This window comes from Candidatus Thorarchaeota archaeon (assembly GCA_013388835.1).
Classification (GTDB): domain Archaea; phylum Asgardarchaeota; class Thorarchaeia; order Thorarchaeales; family Thorarchaeaceae; genus JACAEL01.
Map to the genome: position 1 here is coordinate 1 of JACAEL010000032.1, position 22,452 is coordinate 22,452.

The 22,452-nt window shown below is 54.1% G+C and carries 17 protein-coding genes; 6 read left to right on the forward strand and 11 right to left on the reverse strand.

Annotation, left to right across the window (positions count from 1 at the left end):
* The coding region (locus HXY34_06195; protein ID NWF95714.1) for a hypothetical protein at positions 1 to 952 on the forward strand (952 nt) is incomplete at its 5' end.
* A gap of 74 nt (positions 953 to 1,026) precedes the next feature.
* Here the strand turns inward: HXY34_06195 and HXY34_06200 are convergent.
* From HXY34_06200 to HXY34_06210, 3 genes are all read right to left on the reverse strand, one after another.
* The gene (locus HXY34_06200; GenBank protein NWF95715.1) at positions 1,027 to 2,211 is read right to left on the reverse strand and encodes a GNAT family N-acetyltransferase; all 1,185 of its coding nucleotides are present in this window, start codon (positions 2,209 to 2,211) and stop codon (positions 1,027 to 1,029) included.
* Between the two features lie 74 nt (positions 2,212 to 2,285).
* Positions 2,286 to 3,368 carry an MBL fold metallo-hydrolase gene (locus HXY34_06205; protein ID NWF95716.1) on the reverse strand — a complete coding sequence of 361 codons (1,083 nt, stop codon included), beginning with the start codon at positions 3,366 to 3,368 and terminating at the stop codon, positions 2,286 to 2,288.
* 270 nt (positions 3,369 to 3,638) lie between these two features.
* Entirely contained in the window at positions 3,639 to 5,087 is a 1,449-nt protein-coding gene (locus HXY34_06210) for an MFS transporter (protein NWF95717.1), read from the reverse strand.
* A 362-nt stretch (positions 5,088 to 5,449) separates the two neighbouring features.
* Here HXY34_06210 and HXY34_06215 point away from each other — a divergent pair, with 362 nt between their 5' ends.
* From HXY34_06215 to HXY34_06225, 3 genes are all read left to right on the forward strand, one after another.
* Entirely contained in the window at positions 5,450 to 7,348 is a 1,899-nt protein-coding gene (locus HXY34_06215) for a hypothetical protein (GenBank protein ID NWF95718.1), read from the forward strand.
* Between the two features lie 91 nt (positions 7,349 to 7,439).
* Positions 7,440 to 8,738, forward strand: coding sequence for an asparagine--tRNA ligase (gene asnS, locus HXY34_06220; GenBank protein ID NWF95719.1), 1,299 nt, complete (start codon positions 7,440 to 7,442; stop codon positions 8,736 to 8,738).
* 100 nt (positions 8,739 to 8,838) lie between these two features.
* A complete protein-coding gene (locus tag HXY34_06225; protein NWF95720.1) occupies positions 8,839 to 9,486 on the forward strand; it encodes an endonuclease V in 648 nt (215 codons plus the stop codon).
* Positions 9,487 to 9,506: 20 nt separating this feature from the next.
* Here the strand turns inward: HXY34_06225 and HXY34_06230 are convergent, their stop codons facing one another.
* From HXY34_06230 to HXY34_06250, 5 genes are read right to left on the reverse strand one after another with little or no spacing between them, the layout of a single operon-like run.
* Positions 9,507 to 9,779: a hypothetical protein gene (locus tag HXY34_06230; GenBank protein ID NWF95721.1), complete on the reverse strand. Its 273-nt coding sequence runs from the start codon at positions 9,777 to 9,779 to the stop codon at positions 9,507 to 9,509.
* Positions 9,780 to 9,837: 58 nt separating this feature from the next.
* The gene (locus HXY34_06235; GenBank protein NWF95722.1) at positions 9,838 to 10,746 is read right to left on the reverse strand and encodes an ATP-binding cassette domain-containing protein; all 909 of its coding nucleotides are present in this window, start codon (positions 10,744 to 10,746) and stop codon (positions 9,838 to 9,840) included.
* 5 nt (positions 10,747 to 10,751) lie between these two features.
* Positions 10,752 to 13,574 carry an FtsX-like permease family protein gene (locus HXY34_06240; GenBank protein NWF95723.1) on the reverse strand — a complete coding sequence of 941 codons (2,823 nt, stop codon included), beginning with the start codon at positions 13,572 to 13,574 and terminating at the stop codon, positions 10,752 to 10,754.
* Entirely contained in the window at positions 13,571 to 16,396 is a 2,826-nt protein-coding gene (locus HXY34_06245) for an ABC transporter permease (GenBank protein ID NWF95724.1), read from the reverse strand. The genes HXY34_06240 and HXY34_06245 overlap by 4 nt, the downstream gene beginning before the upstream one ends.
* Positions 16,374 to 17,057: an ABC transporter ATP-binding protein gene (locus HXY34_06250; GenBank protein NWF95725.1), complete on the reverse strand. Its 684-nt coding sequence runs from the start codon at positions 17,055 to 17,057 to the stop codon at positions 16,374 to 16,376. Before HXY34_06250 ends, HXY34_06245 begins: the two co-directional genes overlap by 23 nt.
* Before the next feature lie 219 nt (positions 17,058 to 17,276).
* Here HXY34_06250 and HXY34_06255 point away from each other — a divergent pair, with 219 nt between their 5' ends.
* Positions 17,277 to 17,918: a hypothetical protein gene (locus tag HXY34_06255; protein NWF95726.1), complete on the forward strand. Its 642-nt coding sequence runs from the start codon at positions 17,277 to 17,279 to the stop codon at positions 17,916 to 17,918.
* On the opposite strand, the gene HXY34_06260 is transcribed toward HXY34_06255, so the two are convergent.
* Positions 17,908 to 18,237 (reverse strand): hypothetical protein, encoded by a 330-nt coding sequence (locus HXY34_06260; protein ID NWF95727.1) that lies wholly within the window; start codon positions 18,235 to 18,237, stop codon positions 17,908 to 17,910. The genes HXY34_06255 and HXY34_06260 overlap by 11 nt on opposite strands.
* A gap of 189 nt (positions 18,238 to 18,426) precedes the next feature.
* The gene (locus HXY34_06265; protein ID NWF95728.1) at positions 18,427 to 19,830 is read right to left on the reverse strand and encodes a hypothetical protein; all 1,404 of its coding nucleotides are present in this window, start codon (positions 19,828 to 19,830) and stop codon (positions 18,427 to 18,429) included.
* Positions 19,831 to 20,116: 286 nt separating this feature from the next.
* Here HXY34_06265 and HXY34_06270 point away from each other — a divergent pair, with 286 nt between their 5' ends.
* Positions 20,117 to 20,677, forward strand: a complete 561-nt coding sequence (locus HXY34_06270; GenBank protein NWF95729.1) for a hypothetical protein — start codon at positions 20,117 to 20,119, stop codon at positions 20,675 to 20,677.
* Between the two features lie 80 nt (positions 20,678 to 20,757).
* Here HXY34_06270 and HXY34_06275 read toward each other — a convergent pair whose 3' ends face one another.
* Complete coding sequence (locus tag HXY34_06275) at positions 20,758 to 22,431, reverse strand: long-chain fatty acid--CoA ligase (GenBank protein ID NWF95730.1); 1,674 nt, start codon at positions 22,429 to 22,431, stop codon at positions 20,758 to 20,760.
* Positions 22,432 to 22,452: the final 21 nt, after the last annotated feature.

The following is a 22,452-nucleotide window of genomic DNA, read 5'->3' on the forward strand; positions in this document are numbered from 1 at the left end:
GCTCATGACCGAGAGTTCTCTGGAGCCTGTTGTCCTCTTCATCGACGAGATGGAAGGTCCTTACAACACGTTTGGTGAAGAGGGTGAGAGGAAGTTCTTGGAAGTCATCAAACGTGTCTACAATGAATGCAGTAACGTCGTGATAGTCTCATCGTGTCTGAGCGAGATATGGGACCGCATTCATGGATTGGCCGACGCTCCGACTCAGTCACGAATGGAAGAGGCCGTCAGACTCCGCCACTTCACCAAGGAGGATGTGGAGGCATTCGTGACACAGAGCATGAAGTCCTACTGGGATGAGCAGAACCTTGATCCTCCACCGGACCCTCTGTTCCCTCTGACCGGAAAGGAGATCGAAGAGGCCTTCAAGAAGTCCAAGGGTGTTCCCCGTGAGGCCATACGTGTGCTGATTGGAGCGAGCGACAAGATACTGTTCGGAAAGAAGGAGGCTGCTGTTGAACCTCAGTCAGACTATGTGCTCAAACTGACACCAACCGTGATGGTGAGCGCTGTCGTCAAGGCGTTCCAGCTGACCGGCAAGACCAAGGGCTACAACGTCCAGACCCATGTTGAGTCCGGTGAGTCCGAGTCTGACGTCGGGGCAGTCGTGAGCATCGAGAAGGACGGGGCGACCCATATGATCGCTATTGATGTCCCCACAGTCAAGAGCTGGGACCGCAGTGCAGGTGTCGCTGCCTTCTACTCTGCGAAGCGGCTCAAGGACGCTATTGGGTCCGGCCGGGCAGAGGTGGGACTTGTGGTCGTTCCTAAGAAGACCAAGGGCGCGAAGTTCGAGTCGGTCCTCTCAGAGATGGGCTCGAAACTCCATGTGATGCCTCTCACCGAGCAGTCGGCGGTCGCAATGTTCGAAGCAACCAATACTGACGCAACCACGCCTGAGGAGGAGGCTCTGCTCGCCAGCTTCATCGACAGAGTCTTCTCTGCAACATGAGGTATGGGAGTTTCGATGGTCATCAGCATACGCTGATGAAGCGACATGTCGCAATCAGTAGCCAGGCTGGCTCTCTAGAAGTCCTCGGTCAACCATGGGACCGCTCTTGGGAGCCAGTCCATGAGGGGGCCCTGAACCTCACCTGACAGCCAGCCCATGCTCGCCATCTGTTCAAGTGACAGAGTCCCGTATAGGAGCGCAGTCAGTCCTTCAATGGTCACCTGTGCGCTGGGCCTCTTGTCTGACCTTGTCACCGAGAGCTTGCCACCCACACCCGTGAAGAGATAGGTGCCTGTGTTGGATGTCAGACAGGGGTCCTCAACACTGAGCACGACTTCTCCCTCTTCGTTGACGGGTATTCCCTCGAAGGCCTGTTGCACATCGATGACTCTGGACATGTGAACTATTCTCGATGTCAACGTAGGATTGTGCACTCCCGATATCCAGTGATAGTAGTCGTCTGCTCTCGGGTCCACTGGAATGGAGACCTTGACGACTTGGTCGGCATGGAGATACAAAAAGGTCAGGAGGGCGTTCCGTGCCTGCAGGTTTGACCACAGTATCTCCCTGACAGATATCCGACCCGTCTCAGCCCAGTCGTATCCCTCACCGTAGCCCCTGATACCATAGACAACGACTCCCTCTGGTGTCATGTCGGGACCGTATGCAATTGCCATCTTGGACTTCATGTACTTGGTGAGTTCGTCCCATCTCTTCTGAGACCTTCTCACACCCCCATGTGCAGCCGTGACGACCCGAGAGTGCACCGAGGTCCACGGCTCCTTTCCCTCAGCAGGGTCAACCATCATGACGGAGTATCCTTCTGGCATCGACCTGTTGACGATGTTGCTGGGATTGAGTTCGAGGACTCCCAGAGGTGGCATCTTGACATACCCCACCCTCATGTAGAACGAGTCCTTGAAGGGATACAGACAGCTGACTGCATAGTCGCTTCGCTGTATGTCCGCCATCATCTTCATGATCATATCACGGACGTGGCCCTGACGACGGTGTTCTGGTGTGCTTGCCACCATCGCCACTCCGCCCATCTTCTTCCAGACCCCTCTCACATTCTGTTCAAGCGGCAACACTCGAGCTAGCGCGACGACGCGTTCCTTCTCTTCCACGACGTAGTGTTCATCGTACGAATCTATGAATCTCTCTCTCGCCATGTCTGTATACGACTCGGGAAATGAGTACGAGTAGCCTGCAACCCTGAGATAGCTGTCCACATCATCTGCGGTAGCCCTGCGTATCATGTTCGGTCTCCGGACACTTGACTGTCCACTTGACCAGTTAAGGATGTCCCACAGAGCTGCGGATGGAGGACCAGTCAGCTGACCAGCACATCGACAAAACCCGGAGTGCCGCGAACATCCTCGGTGGAGATGACTTGACCTTCTTGTCCGAGTCGACTGAGAATGCCCGGGTCTGGCATACCCCAGTCCTTGCGTGGATATGTGGAGACCAGAAAGCGTGGTTTCCGTGCCTTGTCAATCAGGGACTTCCAGACTTCTGGCATCGCGACAGGTGTACCGTTCGGGCTGGCATGGTGCGCGACCTTCAGGAGGTCGACCGGTCTGAGCACTCCCTTCTCATGCATGACCTCCCAGCTGGGAAGCTCGGCATCGCCGGGAAACAGCAGAAGCTTTCCCTTCCACTCCAGAGAAAAGACCAGGCTCGTCGAGTTGTCATACTCTCTCTCTGCCATGAGCAAGTCCTTGAGGGCGACCCGTGACTTGATTCTCTCTCTTATCATGTCAAGAATAAGGCCTCTGCCAATCGAGCGTCTCTCCGGTGCTGTCAACAGCTTGGAGAACGTCCTCTCAGTGTATGCAGTGTTGTCTCTCTCTGGAGCCAGTATCTCAATCTTCGCCCCCGTCCCTCTGAGAAAGGGGGCAAGCACTTGGTGTGCACCACGAGCCAGGTATCGCACTCTGTCACCAAGCTCCTTACAGAGCTCGTCAAGCATCCGGTCGGTCTCATCTCTGTCTTCGGCAAGCGCCCTTGTCTCCTCGTCGCTCTTCTCGGACTTCAGTCTCGACTTGAGGTCCTTCATGACCGTGTCGAGAGCACTCATGACTGGGCCGTCGCGTGTACCGGCTCTCATGGCCTCTGCAGTCCTGAGATGATGCGTCGTCAGAAGGACCTCTGTCTTTGCGTCAAGCTCACTGAGATGATTGTGCAAGCCCTTGAAGTGGTCCATGTGGCCGTGCGAGAGGAACACTGCCAGAGGGTCGTCTCCCACTTGCTCTAGTATGTCTTTACACACTGCCTTCAGGTATGCCTTGTCCTTTCCCCGTGTGCTTCCGAAGTCAACCAGTAGGTGTTTCCTTTCCTTTCCCGCAGGCAGTGTAACAAGAATACAGTCGCCAAGACCGACGTTGTAGGCTCTCACTCTTAGCGTTTCTGACACGGCGCATCCCACTTGACATGGGTGGTCCATCCTTATGGACGTAATTCGGATAAAGTCGTCTTGGTGTGCTTGGTGTTGGTTTGCTGTGAACTACATGAGACCTAATCATCGTCTGTCTTCGGCAGTTCGAGACTCCTGCGTTTCAAGCATGCGCTCGGTCGAAGTCTACAGCGCAAATCGGCCGTGATCTTCCACTTCTCCATCTGGGTCGTCTTCACTCTTGCTGTCTTGTGTCCCAGTATCTACGACCAGCAAGTGCTCGGATGGGAGTCACACTTCACTGGTGTATTCGCTGTCAGTGCGGATTGAGCTGAGGTCTTGCGCCCTTGGTATCGGATAGCGATAGCCCTTCCATATCATCAGAGTGCCTACGAGCGTTATCATCGAACAGATGGCGAACGAGACTGCAAACCCGTACATTGGCAGGATGAAGCTGAATGCATAAATCACTGGTATGGACGCGATTATTGTCAGTGCTGGCCTGAGCGAGTAGAGGCTGTTGCGAATCCTGTTGGGAACCACGTCGATTATGACTCTCATCTCCAAGACCTCGGCGAAGGCACCGAAGAAGTCACCTGCTGTGAAGACGATGAAGACTACCACTAGAGCAGGAACAGAGTCCACCGGCACCTGGAACAATGGAGTCTGTGTGAACGGAATGAATACGGAGAGCAGCTCTGCCGTTGCGGGGTTTGGAGGCGGCCAGAAGAGTGTCGTTGCGGCAAGCAACACAAAGAACGCCACCCCTCCGAACTGGACGAGTCTGAAGCGTGGCACCCACTTGATAGGGTCGAAGCGTGCTGACCAGAACCCGCTCCGTTCCTGAGCGACGGCGTTTGGCACAAAGACCAGAGTCCTGTACCCGGCCACAGCAACATCAGTCAGGAGATAGATGAAGTACATGGGGAACAACAGGAGCTGCCACCACACATTGCCCACACAAAACAGGACTATGTCGCCGAGTATCACTAGCGCCACAAATCGACTTGAGAAGACAAACCTCACTCCGTCCGCCAGGATACCAGCATAGCTTCCGGACTCCCCATTCTCCTTCTTCCTGATCTCCTCGGTCTCAGGAAAGTCCCTCACTGCCTTGAGCACCGCAAAGGCAAGCAGCACACAGGCAACAGCCTGAAGCTTGAACACCCACTGCCTAGAGTAGAGCATGGCAAGCCACGCTCCCGGCAGTAGTATGAGTGTGGAGATTATCTCGTAGACCATTGCCATGCGACCCTTCAGCTTGCCGTATTGTTTTCGGTCCGAGTCATGTGGCATGGCCACTCTGTAGTTGTTGTCAAACCATGCATCCACTGCACCACTCTGCTGCGACTGACCAAGACCATTGAGCGCGTAGATCAAGATGAAGTGCTCGTAGGGTGACGCGGTGTCGACGAGGGAGGTCAACCAATAAGCAAGGCTGAAGCACAAGAGTGCAGAAGCCAGTACCCATCTCTGGCCTATCTTGTCACCGACCGCCCCGCTTGGATAGTCGAGGAAGGTCTGGACCACAAGCTGGATTATCACAAGCAACCCCACCCGCTCAAGCCCTAGGATATAGTCCCCTCCACCAAGACTCTCCGCTATGTAGATCATCCAGAATGTGGTGCTGATTGTGAATGTCATTGCCATGGTTGGCATGAGCAGTACGATACGCTGAATCAGTGTGGTCACTTTGGGAGTGGGCGTCACCAGTCCGAAGAAGCGTGCAAAGAGGGCCATAGGGGTCACCACATCTGGTCGTGCGTCCTTCTGGACAGAACATCAATCTGCCTCTCGATGCCAACGAGAGCCGAAGCACGTTGGAACGGGTGTCATGTCAGCCGGACCAGGTTCGGGCGGTTCATCACTTCGACATGGCAGCAAATGAACTGAGTCAGACATGAATTCGCAGCATTGATGAAGACTATGGTGATGGTTACCACAGTGAGCATCACTTGGTCCAGAGTCTCATGTCTCATGGGTTACCCAAGGAGCTTTAGGACGGAGTCTCTCCTGAGGAAATCCTTTTATGGTGTCCAAAGGTTCGGGGCCGCCCAGCCTAGTCTGGCCAAGTCCGTGTTGAAAGCTAGAGTGTGGCTCAAATGATGATAAGAAGTAGCGCTTTGGCCCTGTTGCTCATCTTGCTGTTGGGAGCCGCAGCATCGTCAACTGCACCCTCAGTTCCTGTTCGGACATCTGACTACGAACTCGAGTACGAGAGTGTTATCGCCGCCACAAGCCTGCAAGTTGAGGTCGACAACTTCAACTACCTGAAGGCGTTTGATGATGACGACTTCGCATTCCATGTCTACAACTATACGTACCAGGTTGGCGGAGCGAATGTGAGCATCTACTTCCTGAGCAACAAGACGATCTACTCGTCCAAACTCTCTCTGGGTGACGGCTCTGCTGTCTTCTACAACATCCCACAGGGGTCGTACACCTACAACGTGACTTGGCAAGCGGCCCCCGGGGTTCAGCAGAGCGGCGTTCTTGTGTCGAATGGACCGGACGCATTCACAACTCCGAGTGTTGGCAATCTTGACCGCGAGAACGACCTGGATGACCTCCAAGCGACTGTACTTGATGTTGACGATAACCCTGCTCAAGGACTGAACTTCTCGATCCACTTCCAGAGCAACAACAGCATCTGGGGACAGGTAATACTGGGCGCCAACGGATTCGCCAACTTCACGGATCTGCCCAATGACAACTACACTTGGAAGGTGACTGTGATGTCCGGTCCGTACACTGGTTCTGTGATCAAGAGCGGCAACTTCACTGCCGACGGCACAGCCAAGCTTGTCCATCAGTGGGTTGGTCCCATCACTGGCAACCCTGACTACTACGACCTCGAGGTGTTCACCTACTATGAGACCACTCTTGATGCCCTTCAGGGCGCTATAGTTAATGTGACGTACAAGAACGGTATGAGTATCGACGCAAAGACGACTCCCACAAACGGTACTGTGCTGTTCATCGACCTGCCCATCGCCTTCATCAACTGGACTGTAAAACACATGGGTGAGTATCTTGGTCTTGGAAACTACTCATATGACCTGACATCGGCGAGCTCTGATGTGCGAAAGCCGGTCATCACATCGCCGGGCGACAAGGAGTTCCTTGTAGACTCCAAGAATATCACTGTGGCATGGCATGTGGAGGACGAACACCCCAAGCAACTGAACGTCTATCTTGACGGTGTGGTCAAGGTGACACAGTCCTACAATGCAACCAGCTATGACTACCTCTACAATGTCACTGGATTCGCGATTGGTGTGTATAATGTGAAGTTCGAGGCCATCGACTTGAACAACAACAAAGCCGAGGACACCATCCGACTTCGAATCTACGAAAATGTGACGCCGGTCATAGACGGGCCTGAGAACCTGACGATCTACTACATGGAGAGCGGTAGGACTCTTCGTTGGAACATAAGTGATGCGCATCCCTCCGCCTACACACTCACACGCAACACCACGGTTGTCAAGAGTGGCAACATCTCCCTGACTGAACCCTATGTGCGTCTCTCTCTTGATGGACTGGCAATCGGTTATTACGAGTTTGTACTGAGCGCAAATGACACAAGTGGAAACACTGCGAATCACACTGTGGGTGTCACGGTGAAGGCCGATGACATTGCTCCTGTCATCACGTACGCCCCGCCATCCGTGTCCTACTACCGGGGTGACGCGCGCATTGTTCGCAACTGGACTGTGACCGACGACCACAAGAGCAAGTATTCCATAGCAGTCGATGGGTTCGTTGTTGTTGAGGCCGTGTGGGTGACAGACACCATCTCCTTTGACTTCTCGGGCCTGCTTGAGGGCGAACATTGGGTCGTTCTCACAGTCTATGATGTCGGGAACAACACTGCGGTGTCAGCGGTGCACGTGACAGTCTATCCTCCCCAGGTTGTGCTGGGACTGGCCTACGCAGGCGGCATTGTCATTCTTGTTGTCATCATAATTGCCGTCCGTATCTACCTTCGACGGAGGTAGTCTGGGCAAGACCACGGTGGCGTCACGCTTTTATCGCCGGACACGCCGGGCGTGACGACTCGTACCGTGTGACAGAGTCAGGTGACCTCATGTGACACGCTATATCCCGATAGGTGATGTGCTTGAAGGCAAGCACGAAGGAAAGAAGGTCAATCTTCGTGGCTGGGTCCATCGCATCCGGAAGCAGAAGAAGATGATTTTCGTACTTCTTCGGGACTCTTCAGGTGTCGTTCAGACGGTGGTCAAGCCAGAGGCTGTGACCAAGGAGCAGTATGCAGACGCAGAGAAGATGCTAATCGAGTCGCTTGTGACCCTGTCGGGAATAGTAAAGGCTGACTCACGAGCTGAAGGCGGTTTTGAGATCCAAGTCGACAGCATCAGAGTCCTCCATTTCGCGGAGGAGTTTCCAATCACTGAGGATCAGAGTGTAGAGTGGCTCAATGACAACCGTCACCTGTGGATGCGTTCGAGGAGGATGTCCTGCATTCTCAAGGTCCGGGATGCTGTCTTCCACGCAGCAAGGGAATACCTCCGAAAGAACGGGTTCTACGAGACCACATCCCCAATGTTCGTGACAACTCTTGGTGAGGAGGGCGCCGACCTGTTTCAGGTGGACTATTTCGGCCAGAAGGTGTTCCTCACTCAGACCAGCCAGATGCACCTCGAACCTCAGCTGTTTGCAATGGAGCGGGTGTTCACACTTGCCCCTTCGTTCAGGGGCGAGAAGTCACGGACAAGAAAGCACCTCACGGAGTTCTGGCACCTGGAGGTCGAGGAGGCCTGGTGTGACCATGAATGCAACCTGCGGCGGCAGGAAGAGCTCGTATCCTACATCTGCCAGTACGTGGCGAAGCACAGGCTCAAAGAGCTGAGAGAACTGGGTGTCAGTCCCGACAGGCTTCTTCGAGTGAAGCCTCCGTTCGATAGAATGACCTATGACGAGGCGATAAAGTACTGTCAAGAGCGAGGGCTTGACATCAAGTGGGGCGAGGACATAAGAACGGAGGCAGAGGAGATCCTCACCAAGGGGCGCGAGAACTTCCTGTTTGTGCAGTTCTATCCGAAAGAGATCAAGAGCTTCTACATGAAGCACAACGAGTCAGACCCGCGGACGTACAAGAACGCGGACTTGCTTGCACCAGATGGATTTGGTGAGATTATCGGAGGAAGCCAGCGCGAGGACGAAGAGAAGAGAATCATTGAGAATCTCGTGAGGATTGGGGACAATCCAGAGAAGTACAGATGGTACCTTGACATCAGAAAGTACGGAAGCGTTGAACACTCAGGTTTTGGTGTGGGCGTCGACCGATTGATAGTCTGGATGTTACAGCTGGAACACATACGTGATTGCGTGCCTTTTCCCAGGACCGTGTCACGACTCTATCCGTAGACTCAGACCATGAAGAGCGCGCTTTGACAGCCATGGCTCTCTATCTGTGAGCCAAACCTTCTTCTTTGAGTCCTCGTCATCACCGGGCAGGAGACTCAAGATGGCAGGCGACTCTGAGGAGGATGTCATCGCCGAGCAGCTCCGCATGGCTGGTTTGGTGGACAAGACCGACCAGTCATCAGGTCATGCAGACTGTATCAGCGGCGCCGACATCTCATATCGTGGCCACACTGGCTTCGGGGTTGCAGTCACGATGGACTCTGCTTGTAGTAGTGTCATCAGGTGGGTGTCGCTGTCGTCACATGTATCTCACCAGTACCGTCCCGGAGTCTTTCAGTTGCGTGAAGGTCCGATGCTGTTAGCGCTCCTGAGGAGTCTGGACACCAATGGGCCGGTGCTGATTGATGGCAACGGGGTCTTGCACCCGCGGAGGTTTGGATTGGCTTCATATGTGGGTGTGACACTAGGCCTGCAGACCATAGGCGTTGCGAAGAGTCTGCTCTTGGGCTCACTGTCCGCTCGGCAGGGCAATCGTGCGGATGTCATCGACAATGGGGAAGTATTGGGAGCTGCAGTCTGGCTTGGTCAGAAGAGCAGACCTGTCTATGTGTCCGTCGGAAACATGGTGTCGTTGGACAAGGCCGTCGAGATCGTGGAATCATGCTCCTTGCATGGATACCCCGAGCCGCTACGACAGGCTCATCTCATGTCCCGTGCAATGGCGAAACGGGGACTACAGTCCGGATAGACTCGCAAATCTAGTTCCAGTCAGTCTGCCTGTCCATGATTCCCCTTCTCTGTCATCAGCTCTGCCTGTTCACGGGCTCTCTTCGCAGCCACCAACTCTGCCTGATGAACTCTGACCATGCGTATCGAACAGAGTGTGCCTATCCCTCCCAGGAGTATGCCGACAAGCCAGACATCTGACGACATGGGATGTGACAGCAGTCTTCCAAGTATCCACACATTGAGGCTGAAGAAGAAGACACCGAAGGTCAGGAGGATTGAGTAGAAGGACCATGGTAGACTGTTAGGTGCCATATTGACTCGATTGTAGTGGCGGGAGGTTGGTTATAGACGTTGCTCCGTTGAGCACGCCTCACGCATCCTGTGGAGAAGACTCAGGCTGTCCGGATGCGGAGGTGTTGTTGGCCTCTTCAGACTCGAGTGGGACTATCAGCAGCCCTTCAGAAGTGACCTTGAGCACCACTCGCTTGCCTATGCCCGCCAACCGGCGGACGGTCTCAGGTATCACCATGCGCCCCTTGGCGTCAACTTCGCTGATGTCTCCATAGAGCGTATGCTTCTGTCCCTCGATGAGTCCGTCGCGGATACGGAGTGTGCGGTCCGCGAATGCGGCGACTCTCGGATTGTGAGTCACATTGACCACAGTTGTTCCGAACTCCTCATTCACCTGCTTCAGTGCCTGCATCACCAGCTGCGTGGTCTCTGTGTCGAGTTCACCAGTTATCTCGTCGGCGAGCAGGACCTCCGGTTTGTTAGCCAGTGCAACACAGATTGCCACACGCTGGTTCTCGCCGCCGCTCAGCTGATGCGGCCTGTGCGACATCCTTGCTCCCAACCCGAGGCTCGTGAGTAGGATTCGCGCTCTCTTTTCTGCCTCTCTGTGTGAGAGTCGTGACAGTCTCATTGGCAACATCACGTTCTTCAGTGCGGTCAACCCGGGCACCAGGTTTCCGGTCTGCCATACAAATCCTACCTTCTGCCTTCTGTACAGCATTGCCCTCTGGTCATCAAGTATCGTTACGCTATGTCCGTCATAGAATATCGTGCCCGCCGTGGGTTTTTCAAGAGCTCCCAGCAGCTTGAGCAAGGTTGACTTGCCGGAGCCACTGGGACCGACAATGCTGAGGAACTCTTGTCTTTCGACTTCGAAGTCGATTCCTCTCAGAGCGATGACTTCCTTCGCCCCTCTCTTGTAGACCTTCATGAGGTCTCTGACAATAATCTTGTACTTCTCCGAGACTTCTTCGAGATTCTCTGCCATATTACTCACTCCGCGTACTGAATAGTCTCTGCGATACTCCCTGACAGGCTACGGACAGCAGTGACGTATGTCGCGCAACTTGCCGCTACAAGTGTGATGATCATGATTGCGGCCAGAAGAGGAACTGGAACGATTAGGAATATGGGGAGTCGCTCCCATGCTACTGCGGCCGAGGTGCCCATGTAGACCAGCGGCATTCTTCCAAAGGCCGCTGCAAGTGCGAATGCAGCGCTTGCTCCTATAGCAGCACCGATTGTCACTGTAATCAGAGTGTCCAACAGAATAACAGTGACCATTGCCCTTCTTTCGGCTCCTAGAGCCCTCAGTACTGCAAGCTGCTTCTTCAGCTTGCCTATCTTCATTGCCGTCACGACAGCAACCCCTCCGGTGAGGTAGACAAGTGAGTAGACCACTTCCAGAGTGTATACGCCATAGATTGCCCTGCTTCCCCGGCTCCTGAGCGTGTCGTCCAGCAGCTCTTGCACCGACGTGATGGAGTCGAAGGAGTAGGGTGCGAGTTCACGGACCTGCTCCATGACACGAGTCGCATTTGCCCCTGCTTGAAGTCTGATGAACAACCTGCTCACCTCAGTGGAGTTCTTGCACGCATGCAAGTAGTCAATGTCCACAATTACAAAGTCGTACGTATCAGGACTGCCGGGCAAGTACGTGATGCCGCCTCCCTGTTCGCTCGTGAGGGTGTCGACTATCCTCACATGGCTTGAATTGACTCCCTTTGGTCCTCTGACATATAGGGTGATCCTGTCGCCGTAGACATAGACATACGAATACCCTGTATATGACACACTGGAGACCGGTCTGAATGATGAGATTACGTTGCTATGGTTCCCTTCCAGTTCCATGAGGGCCGTCTGTGGGTTACCCTTGTAAGCGAAGTAGGGCAGCCAGAAGGCTGACTGCGCCCATCTTGAAGGTTGTACTCCGATGACCTCGACCGACTTGTTGACCTGCCCCCATCCCCAGGTGACATCATCGTACATCACAAATGCAGTGATGGTCCAGGTGGCACTTGCGCTCTCCACACCCTCAATCGCTGTGATGTTATCTAAGAGGCTGATGCTCACATTGTGCAGGTTCTCCTTCACAGAGACCGTCAGGTCACTTCCCACCTGAAAACACATCAGGTCCTGTAGATGGGTGTGACCGGTCGTTGCAGACACTGAAGCGAATACCCCAGCCATGAACACCAGTGCTACAAACATTGCACCTGTCGCCTCCGTTCTGAGATGCATTTGTGCTGACCCTGCCAGGACCTTCGCGGCAACTGCATGAGGCTGTCGCTTGAGCCTGGTCAGGAGCTTGAACTTTACTCTCGAAGTGGGTCTCGAAAACAACCGAGTGACTGTGAATATCGCGATTGCCATGAGTGGAGTGATGAAGATCATGATAGGCGCCATGGTCTCCCCGTAGACAGTAGCAAACCCCAGTAACAGCACAAGGAAGGGTAGCATATACAGTGAGATGCCCAGACCTATCAGGTCCACAAGGAGGCTGCCCATCTTCTCCGTTCCGGCAAGCGACTCCCTCTCAATCACGTCGTGTGTCTCTGCTGGTTCTGCCATCAGTGCCTTGACCGCAGAGGGTACTGAGACTATCGTGCCGGCTGCAAATGCGAACGCGAACACGGCCATCGCCGACTCGGCTGTGACGAGGATGGGCACTTCACCAAGCAGTGACAGGTCAAACACGAAGAATGTCCTCACCGCGGCCGAGAGCACTGCTGACAGAGCTCCGATACCTACTGCTCCCAGACTGCCTATCAGCCCGGTGACTAGTGCTGCCTCCAAGACCCAAACGAACGACTGCTTGCTGCTGGCACCTCTGGTCTTGATTGTGCCGATATCTCTTCTCTGTTCGTCGGCAAGCAGTCGGGCATTGTAGCTGACGAGCATCAGCCCCATGAATATGGCGGGGAGTGAGAATGCCAGTGATACCGCCCTCATTCCGAGTGACCAGTATGCGTAGTTGTTCATGGCGGTCCTGAGGCTAAAGCCATCCCAAGTGAGGGCCAGGAATGGTAATGCCTCCTGTTCAATGCGCTTCCTAGTGTTGTCAAGTTCCAGTGCTCCTTGGACCGGGTCTTGACTCAGAATCATCTGACGGTCAAAAGACACCCAGATCTGGTGACTTCCAAGCAACTCCCATTGACCTTCCTCAGATGCCAATGCTGCCTCAAGACCTGCAGCTGTCGTAATCATATGGAGTGTGGATTCTGACGGTTGACCCCAGTAGTAGTATCTCTTCAGCAATTCAGATGTGAAGGTCCCAGTTATCTGCCATGTCCAGTTGCGGTACTGGGTTTGCTGACTGGTCTCGTTCCAGACTGGGTACCTGATGGTGAAGTTGTCACCTACTTCCAGATGGGCGGCCCTTGCCATCTGCACTGATAGGTAGCAGGTTTCATTGGTGAGGGGAGGCAATCCATCGCCAAGATTGACCGCCTCTGGAAACGAGTCGAAGAAGCCCTCGTCTACGCCCAAGTATGACTTCATGGCAATGGGAATGTCGTCTACCCACCCGTAGTCCTCAACGATGTATACCCACTCCGCCTGCTGTACCGCCTCTTGACTCTCGACAATGCTGAGGAGGTCCGCGTATGATGTTTCATTCTGTTGATAGAAGGAGTAGGTGACATCGAGCATCATGTCTACTTGGACTTCGTTCACCATTTCTCCGAATACTGTTGGACCGATGCTGTCAGTGTAGAAGAGAATGCCTCCGACAACTCCTGCAGACAGGGAGAACACCAAGAACGTAAGGAGCACTTTCGGAGCATCCTTCACCAGACGTGTGAACAAGAACATCATTCCCTACCTCCGAATGGGGCTGCCTCGGTCCAAGCATCATTGAGTGAAGTGGCTAGATGGATTCTCGACGAGAGCACGGACACACCAAGGACGAAGATGAGTGCAGTGGCGACAAAGAGCGCGAGTATCGAAAGGATCACGTCGAACGGGACGACAATCAATGCAGGTGTGGGGAAGACGTAGTAGCTCGTATGACTCCCCAACACCGCATTCAGAATGAACAGGGGTCCCAGCAGACCCAGTAGCATCAGCGCGGACAAGACGATGACGGTCATCTCTGCGGCCTGCACTCGCCCCACCTCTCTGCTGTGTGCGCCCAGTGCTCGTGTGAGGGCGATTTCCCTCTTTCTGCCGCGTACGTCCTCTGCCGCGTACAGCATGAAGGCTGCCAGCATGACTGCTACAGACCCAACAGCGAAAACCGTGTCAGCTGCACGGTCCATCTGGAATGCTGCCCTATTGGTGTAGTAGTCCACCTCATCTTGAGCTGCTCTTGTGTGGTAGGGGAGTCGTCGAACCGTGGGGCTGATTCCTGTCACTAACGCTTCAGACCCACTTGACGTAACAATGTCCTCAGCTATGGAAGTCGAGTTGGTGCCGGGCTTAGTCCTTACAGCAAGAAAGTTCATGCATTCAGAAGTGAGGTTTGCCAGACCGGACAGGTATGCCCTGTTCACCCAGAGGGTCCTTCTTCCAACGCCTACGGACGACCACCACCAGTTCGGGTCAGTCCCGGTGTCATCCAGCTGGAAATCCGTCAGTGCAGTCACCACGCCGGTGACGATGAAGACATACACCGTGTTGCTGCCGTAGTAGCTGGAAACGCGAAGGGTGCTACCCACCTCGAGTTGATATGTCTCTGCGATGTCTGCTGACACTATTGCTCCGTGGGGCGTGTTCTGCAAGACAACGAGGTTCTGTTTCAGCTGGGACTCATTGAGCATCCTTCCATCCCAGTCGTAACCAACGTCCACATAACCGGGCTCCAACCCCACAATGTAGGTCGTGTGGTAGTCACTCTGGGACATCAATCCCGTAGCGACGGAAACGAAGCTCACTGACTGAACCTGAAGATGCGAAGACACATTCTCGGCGAACTCCATCCAGAGGTGACTGTTGACACTGCTCAGCCGATATGAGATGTCGCCACCAAAGGCGAATCTGGCCTGCGCCAGCTTGGTTGCTGGCAGACTGGTCGCCACAACGGCACTGCTCCATGCCATGCTTATTGCAAGAACCAAGACCAGAGCGGTCGGGGCGGCAGATGACGCTGTCCTTCCCAGTCTACGGATGCCTACTGATGAGGCGAGGCGTCCGAACAGAGGTGAGAGTGCCCTCGCGACATAGTCCGTCCCTCCCTTGAGACCCTTGATGAACAGGCTGCCGACCCCTAGAAAGAGTGCAAAGGGAGTAAACGATCTGAGCATAAAGAAGGTGAACGACACTAGTGGATTGTACCTTATCTCCGGATCTGCAGTATACACAAGTGACAGCGCAAGGACACTGAGCATGACCAACAATGCGTCCCACTTAATCATGCTGAGTATTCGGGTCAGCTTCACCAGCTTTCCTGTCTTCGACTCAAGCTTCTTCACAGTGGAGTAATACCACTGGTACCCAACGTACGGCACAAAGGGAAGTGCAGCCCCAGTGACCACGGAAAGAATGAGTGATTCACGTGTCATTAGGAAGGGCTCTGTCCAGAGTCTTGCAGGGTCAAAGACGAAATAGCCGATGGCTGTCGTGCCCACCCTACTGAGCAGAACCCCTACGCCTATACCAATGACAACAGCAAGTGACGACAGCACAATCATCTCTCGTATCATTGAATGGTCCAGGTCACTCTTGGATGCTCCGCGTGCAGAGAGTATCTCCATCTCATACTTGCGTTCATTGTAGTTGTACCGCAGTGCTAGGAACACGACTAGTACTATTAGTAGAGCCACGCCAGCTCCCCTGAAGATCTGTGTGATTCGTGCGAGCAGAAGCGAGGAAGTGTATGTGTAAACAGCCATGAGTATCTGGTTGTTGACATGATACCTTGAGTAGGTTTCCTGGGGGGGGTGATAGTAGAAGTCTAGGTGACAGATTCTCTCTTGAATCTGCTGAAGATACATTGCGGAACCATCAGAGTCTTCGGGCGAGAGCCGGCTTCGGTCGACATCCAACAAGATTACGTCCTGTCGGGGAATGGCCGTCATCGTCATGTTGACTATCGCTCCCCCCACATATCCTGTCGCGTACGAATAGATGTTCGTCTCTACAGAGAACTCTTCTTGGTACAGCCCCACAATGGTGACGTTCTTCTCAATCTTGCCCTCGCTTAGGTAGACTTGAAATGAGACGACACTGCCAACGCCAGCTCCAATCCATTCCGCCGTCCATTCATTAATGGCTATCTCTTCACTGCTGCTCGGAAGTCTGCCCTCGAACAGCTGAACCATTCCGGGGAAGGTTGTGTTGGTCTCCAAGACCGAAGCTCTTGTCGATGCCATAGTATACTGAGTAGATCCATTCTTTGGGCCGCCATCTATCGCGACTAGCAGAACATCCTCATGTCGTTCCAGAAGAGCCGCTCTCGTGACTCCCTCGATTGCCTTGATATCGTCCAGAATGGTCCACAAGTTGCCATACTCGTAACTCGTGACGGTCATCGCCACTGGGCCCACACTTCCCACGCTTTCATCCCACATGTGGATGGAACGGCTATCGATATACACTGACACACCCGTCGTGACAATGGTGGCCAGCATCAAGCAGAGGACTGTGACCGCTCTTCTCCTCACGCTGTGAAATGCCTCATATGTAACGGGCACAGCCAACTTCCCCACCTCCCTGTTGGTCCACGAATTGTCCGTCACGCATAATGTAAAGTCGGTCCATCTTCCTGCCGACATCGGGGTCGTGAGTCACCACTATCAGTGTGCCGCCTTCGGCTTTGGTCAGTTGTATCAGGACCTTCATTATCTCCTCGCCGGTCCGACTGTCTAGGTCTCCTGTGGGCTCGTCCGCCTGATCCTCGACTGAACTTGAAGCACCCGCTGGTTTGGCCAGAGCACGCGCTATCGCTACACGCTGCTGTTCACCGCCTGACAACTCATCGGGACGATGCTCCGCTCTATCAGCAAGTCCGACGACGCTCAAGAGGTGGTCGACACGTTCTTTGCGGTCACTCTCCTCTACTCCTGCAATGACAAGCGGGAGTTCCACGTTCTCATACGCGGACAATACGGGCAGCAGGTTGAAGAACTGAAAGATGAAACTGATCTTGTCCCGCCTGACTCTGGTCAGCTGCCGTTCGTTCATCTGGGTGATGTCCACACCGTCAATCACTACTCTGCCAGATGTCGGCCTGTCAAGCGCACCAATCATGTTGAGGAGGGTTGTCTTGCCCGAGCCGCTCGGTCCCATGATCCCGATGGAGGCGCCTCGCTCCACCTTCAGCGACACTCCTCTCAGCGCTTGAACCTCGACTTCTCCCATAGAATAGACACGCGAAACGCGTTCAAGGTCGATAACGTACGGCGCTTCCACGAAGATCCTCTCCACGTGAATACTCAGTCAAACCGAAGTCCGACGGACGCACATAAGCATCACGGTTCACGTACTGCTGCAAGTGTTGGAACGGTTCTACAGTGGTCGAAGACTTTATCTATGCGCGGGCCTCTCTGCATATAGAATAGTTTAGTGAGAAGCTGCAATATGGCCGAGAGCGCTCTGTCCATGCACTACGAGTTCTTCTCGTGGAAGGGTTTCATGGTGGGAGCTACTATGATTGCACTCCTGCTCATCGTGCAGTCGTGGCTGGGTTTTCCAGCAGTGTGGTCGCAGAGAGCGATTGACTATGTGCTGTTCATAGTCGTATCGGCCGTAGTCGTAGGCACTGCATCAGGAAGCGTGTTGGTCTATCTGATACCCCCTGACCAAGATGTCATCGGTGTCAGTGGCTTGGGGAGTGACGCAGGTGCTCAACATGTCTCGTTGGTGCTCGTCCTTCTTGGTCTTCTTCAGCCCATGATGACCGGGTTCGTCTACTTCTTCGAGTACTTCGGTAATGACCCTCTGATCGTTGTGTGGGTCGTTCTCAGCTTCGCCGCTCCAAGTGCCGGTCTTGCCGAAGCGATGTATGATAGGCAGGCCGCAATTGCACAGGACCTGCGCGCGTACTTCTCACATCACGACAGACTCGACTTGGTGAGACTTGACTGGCTTCACGGACACGGACCTAGGAATGCAGTATATCGGATGGGCATGTTGGAAAGCGCTGCCAAGAAGGTCAAGTACTTGAAGGTCGTCGGTCACGAAATAGTTCGAGACAAGGATACTATTCCTGTCACCCAGTAGGCTTTCCACTACTGTGCCTCTTCTTCATGTGGACGGTCAGACCCAGTTCAGTCCACGCTATCCATGCGCACTTCAGGCATGAGAACTTCTGACTGCCGAGCCCGAATCTGGGGGGTGCCTTCTCCTCAAGGTCGTAGACCGTACCGCCGTAGCCGCTCTGTTTCCTTGTGACCACCTTGAAGCGTTTCGTGAAACACTCCATGCAGATTCCGATACTTCGTCTCTGCTCACTGACGAAACTGTCCTCCAGTGTCTTAATGGGCCCTTCTGGCTCGATTTCCTTTCCACAGCTCTCACAGAGTTCGACGATACGCAGCACCTTCCCTATACTGGTTGCGGCAGCGCAGCTCTTTCACAATCGCGTTCCAATGTGATGTCGCATAACATCCATATATGTCCAACTGATGCGCCTTCGTCAACATGTAGACACTTGCGGCTCGGCGCGCACATGTGACGTTCGTTGGACAGACAGTGTTGCTTCTGGGGTGACGAGTCCCGAAACCATTGCTCACTGCTTTTCCAGTGTGTATTGGACATGTAGTTCCGCGGCAGTCCGGAATGCAGTCACGACGCCTTCAGATGTGAGGCAGCTGGTCTCGATGAAGGCCACTGGGTGGAGCTTGCCTTGAGAGCCGAGCTTGGTTGCCAGGTACTCAGCATACTTGAATCCCTCGTCGCTGGACACGGGCTGCGGACCTCCATCCTCGATTTCATCACGCCTGAGATCCTTCTTGTTCGCGGTTATCACAACCGGAGGTAGTCCCTTGAGCACAAGGGAGACCTCCTTCAGCCAGAAGTCAACGCTCTCGAAACTCCACCTGTCCGATGCGGAGTACACTATCATGACGACCTGAGCGTCCGAGTAGAACTCCTTTCTGGTGATGCCTGATTTCGCTGCATCATCAAAGCACCAGACGTTCAGTTGAACCCGATAGTCATCAAGCTCAAACACATGCTGGTACACATAGGGGCGATTGTCCTCCTCCGAGGCCAGTTTCACAAGACCGGCCTTTTGCATGAGGGTGTGCTTGCCCACCGTGTCCTCTCCCAGAATGAGGGCCTTTGCTTTGACAAGCGGTTTCACAACGTGTTCGGGTGTCTTCCTTGATGTCGTAGGCACTCCGGTCGGGCCTGTTTCGCCTTCAGACACCGTGACTGTTCTTGGTGCGGCAGATGACACCGAAGTGGTGCCTTGTGCCTGTTCTGGAATGACTTCGGGTGCCGCTGCATGGCTCTTTGCGGAGGCGACTATCTCTTCCTGTCCGTCAATCCTCAGGGCTGACCGCTTATGTGGTTGCTCAGGACTTGTCAAGCTGTCTTGCGGTCCCGCGGCAAGAAACGAGTCACTGAGCTTCTCAACAGCAGAGAGTGCCTGTTCAATGTCGACAAGGTCTGTTCCCGTGAGCGACGGCGCCTCCACCTTGATGGGTTCGAGTTCAATTATCGACTGTCTCTTCTTGGCGCGCACCTCTGGTTCGGGTTCTGTCAGCGTGTGAGGTGCAGCAGATGTCACAGGTTGAGCCATTGATGCAGTCGACTCCTGTGGCACTGTTGTCAATCGCTCGGCAGCTCTGACTGACACCTCTTGGACGGCCGGCGTTGGTGTTCTTGCGTCCTGTCCGGACGGCTCCTCGACAACCGCACTAGCCGTCGACGTCTCCTCAGTCTCTTGCACCTGTGAGCCTACGAGTATGACCCTCACTTGGGGGACACCAATTCGAATCAGCGAGTCTCTGATTATGCTGGGTGCAAGCATCTTGCCCTTTGTCTTGAAGTAGACCTCAAGGTCCCCGAGTACTTCTTCGAAGGAGCGATTCTTGATCTTGATCTTCTTCTCCACTCTGCCCTTGTCACGGACCTCCACATACCCTGGCAGCAGAGTGATACCAACTGTTGTTCCGGGGACTATCAATTGGTTGCACTTCTCCGGAGAAATTCCTCTTGCTCAGTCGTCGCTGGAGTTCTTAACAGTTTCGTAGCTCATGCTGCTCTGCAGTGGTCTAGTAGTCGCCGAGAATCTAACACAATCGGTTTGCTGCATCACTGCCGCAGAGACTCGTTGACTTGTCAAATCAGCTTCTCAGGTCCTGTTGGTGGCTCATCGTTCATATCGTCACACAACGTTTCTGTTGGTCACTGTGAGGCGAATAGAAAGGATTATGACCTACATGAACGGCTCACAAGCTGAGGTTAGGACCGTGACTGAAGTTGACTTTCGCGAGTATGTCGAGGTGATTCGAAACTGGCCACAGCCCGGCATGGCCGTCTGCGATATCAGCAGACTCCTCGAACACCCAACCGTCTTCCATGAGGCTGTTGTCACACTTGCCCGACCCCTCGTTGAGCTCAAGCCGAACAAGGTGATTGGAATCGAGCAGCGGGGCCTTGCCTTGGGGAGTGCCATTGCCTACTTCCTGGGATGCGGGATTGTCCCTGCTCGTTCAATAGCATATCTGCCCGATGACTACAGTCGTCCGGTGGAGTTCCTGCCCGCCAGCAGGTTTGCTGACCGACGACTTGCGCTGGTCTCCGACTCGATTGATCCCGGCGATAGAGTGGCGATAGTTGACGATTGGCTCGTTCAGGGCACCTCAGTCCTTGCAGTTGCCAAGGTTGTTGAAAAGTTGGGCGCATCCGTCGTTGGTGTGGCGTGCGTCATAAACAATATGTCGGAGACAAGGAGAAAGATGCTGGGGCGTCCTGAGATACACTGTCTCATCAGGAACCTCGAAACGGATGCCCTGCATCCGCTCGACTGATCTGCCTGTTGAATGCAGCATGTCGAAAAGAAAGGAAAAAACCAATGAGTCAGAGCCTGACGACTCTGACTCGTCTATGTCTACTTCTTCTCAGCCTCTCTGAGTTCTCGCCTGAGCACCTTACCAACCATCGACTTTGGCAGTGTCTCGACAAATTCAACATGGGTGGGTACCTTATACACTGCCATCCGTTCCTTGCAGAACTGCCGAATCTCGTCAGCTGTGGCTGTTTGTCCCGGGTGCAGGACCACGAAGGCTTTCACGGTTTCGCCTCGCTTTTCATCCGGCACGCCAATCACTGCCGCCTCCTTGACTTTCGGATGCTCGAACAGGACTTCCTCGACGTCTCGGGGCCACACCTTGTAACCGCTTGCGTTTATCAGGTCCTTCTTGCGGTCAACAATGTACGTCCAGCCCTCGGGATCCATCTTGGCAATGTCACCTGTGAAGAGCCATCCGTCAGGACTCAGAACGTCAGCAGTCTCGTCAGGACGGTTGTGGTATCCCTTCATGACCTGAGGACCCTTCACTGCAAGTTCTCCAATCTCGCCAAAGGGCAGGGTCTTGGACCGGTCGTCAAGATCGACAATCTTGCAGTCCGTGCTAGGAACTGGAAGACCAATCGCGCCTATCTTCCGGAGTTTCTTGTCGAGCGGGTTTGCGTGCGTGACAGGTGACGCTTCAGACAGTCCGTATCCCTCGATGATTGTCGAGTTGGTTGTCTCCTCGAACCTTCTTGTCACTTCAGCCGGCAGAGCCATTGCTCCCGCGATAGACAGCTTCAGTGATGTCAGGTCGTACTTCTTGATGTCCGGGTGGCTGTAGAGGGCAATCGCCATTGTCGCGACAGTCGGGAAGTATGTTGGCCGCATCTTGGTGATGCTCTTGAGAAGATGCGGTATGTCGCGAGCGTTCGGGACAAGGAGTATTCCACAACCCCATGATAGTGCAAGGTTCATCGACACAGTCTGTCCAAAGATGTGCTGGAGCGGCAGTGCAGCCACGAAGAGCTCCTTTCCTCTCTCTGAGAGACTTGACATCCATGCACCGCATTGTTCGCAGTTCGCCTTGAGGTTGTCGTGTGTGAGCATGGCGGCCTTCGGTATGCCTGTAGTCCCTCCAGTGAACTGGTAGACAGCAATGTCTGTCGCAGGATTGATGCTGACTGTCGGAGGAACTGGTTCTGTGTCCGCTATCCAGTCGTTCCACATGACGTCGCCCTCTCTTAGGGGTGGGACCTCCTTCATCTCATGCTTGAACCTCGTCTTGGGAGCAAGCACCTGCTTTATCTTGCTCATCATGTCCCACGCCGCGGTCACAATCACATGCTCAAGATTGCTCTCCTGCCGCACGGCTTCGACTATCTTGTAGAAGAAGTTCAAGACTACAATGACCTTTGCCTTGGTGTCTTGGAGGTAGGTTCTCAGTTCCTTGGGCATGCTCAATGGGTTGATTGGAGCTATGGTTGCGCCACATTTCAGAGCACCATAGTAAGCAATCACGAACTGCGGGACGTTCGGTAGCATTAGGGCAACCGTGTCTCCCTTCTTGACACCCATCTTCGCAAAGCCATTGGCAGCCCGATTGACGAGCTCACCCAGCCTGCTATATGTGACTTCTACTCCCTCGAAATGCAGTGCTCTCCCATCAGGGAACTCCTCAACTGCCTTGTCAAGGTAGGCCCAAAGAGGCCCGGGCGGTATCTTGATTTCTGCGGGGATGCTTCCGTACAGCTTGTGCCATGGTCGTTCCATTGTCTTCTCTCCTCGCTTTCT

Excerpts from the sequence above, each read along its gene's own strand:
- HXY34_06200 (NWF95715.1), bottom strand. The coding sequence starts at position 2,211 with ATGATACGCAGGGCTACCGCAGATGATGTGGACAGCTATCTCAGGGTT.
- HXY34_06210 (NWF95717.1), bottom strand. The coding sequence starts at position 5,087 with ATGGCCCTCTTTGCACGCTTCTTCGGACTGGTGACGCCCACTCCCAAA.
- HXY34_06215 (NWF95718.1), top strand. The coding sequence starts at position 5,450 with ATGATGATAAGAAGTAGCGCTTTGGCCCTGTTGCTCATCTTGCTGTTG.
- HXY34_06225 (NWF95720.1), top strand. The coding sequence starts at position 8,839 with ATGGCAGGCGACTCTGAGGAGGATGTCATCGCCGAGCAGCTCCGCATG.
- HXY34_06230 (NWF95721.1), bottom strand. The coding sequence starts at position 9,779 with ATGGCACCTAACAGTCTACCATGGTCCTTCTACTCAATCCTCCTGACC.
- HXY34_06235 (NWF95722.1), bottom strand. The coding sequence starts at position 10,746 with ATGGCAGAGAATCTCGAAGAAGTCTCGGAGAAGTACAAGATTATTGTC.
- HXY34_06240 (NWF95723.1), bottom strand. The coding sequence starts at position 13,574 with ATGATGTTCTTGTTCACACGTCTGGTGAAGGATGCTCCGAAAGTGCTC.
- HXY34_06250 (NWF95725.1), bottom strand. The coding sequence starts at position 17,057 with ATGGGAGAAGTCGAGGTTCAAGCGCTGAGAGGAGTGTCGCTGAAGGTG.
- HXY34_06255 (NWF95726.1), top strand. The coding sequence starts at position 17,277 with ATGGCCGAGAGCGCTCTGTCCATGCACTACGAGTTCTTCTCGTGGAAG.
- HXY34_06275 (NWF95730.1), bottom strand. The coding sequence starts at position 22,431 with ATGGAACGACCATGGCACAAGCTGTACGGAAGCATCCCCGCAGAAATC.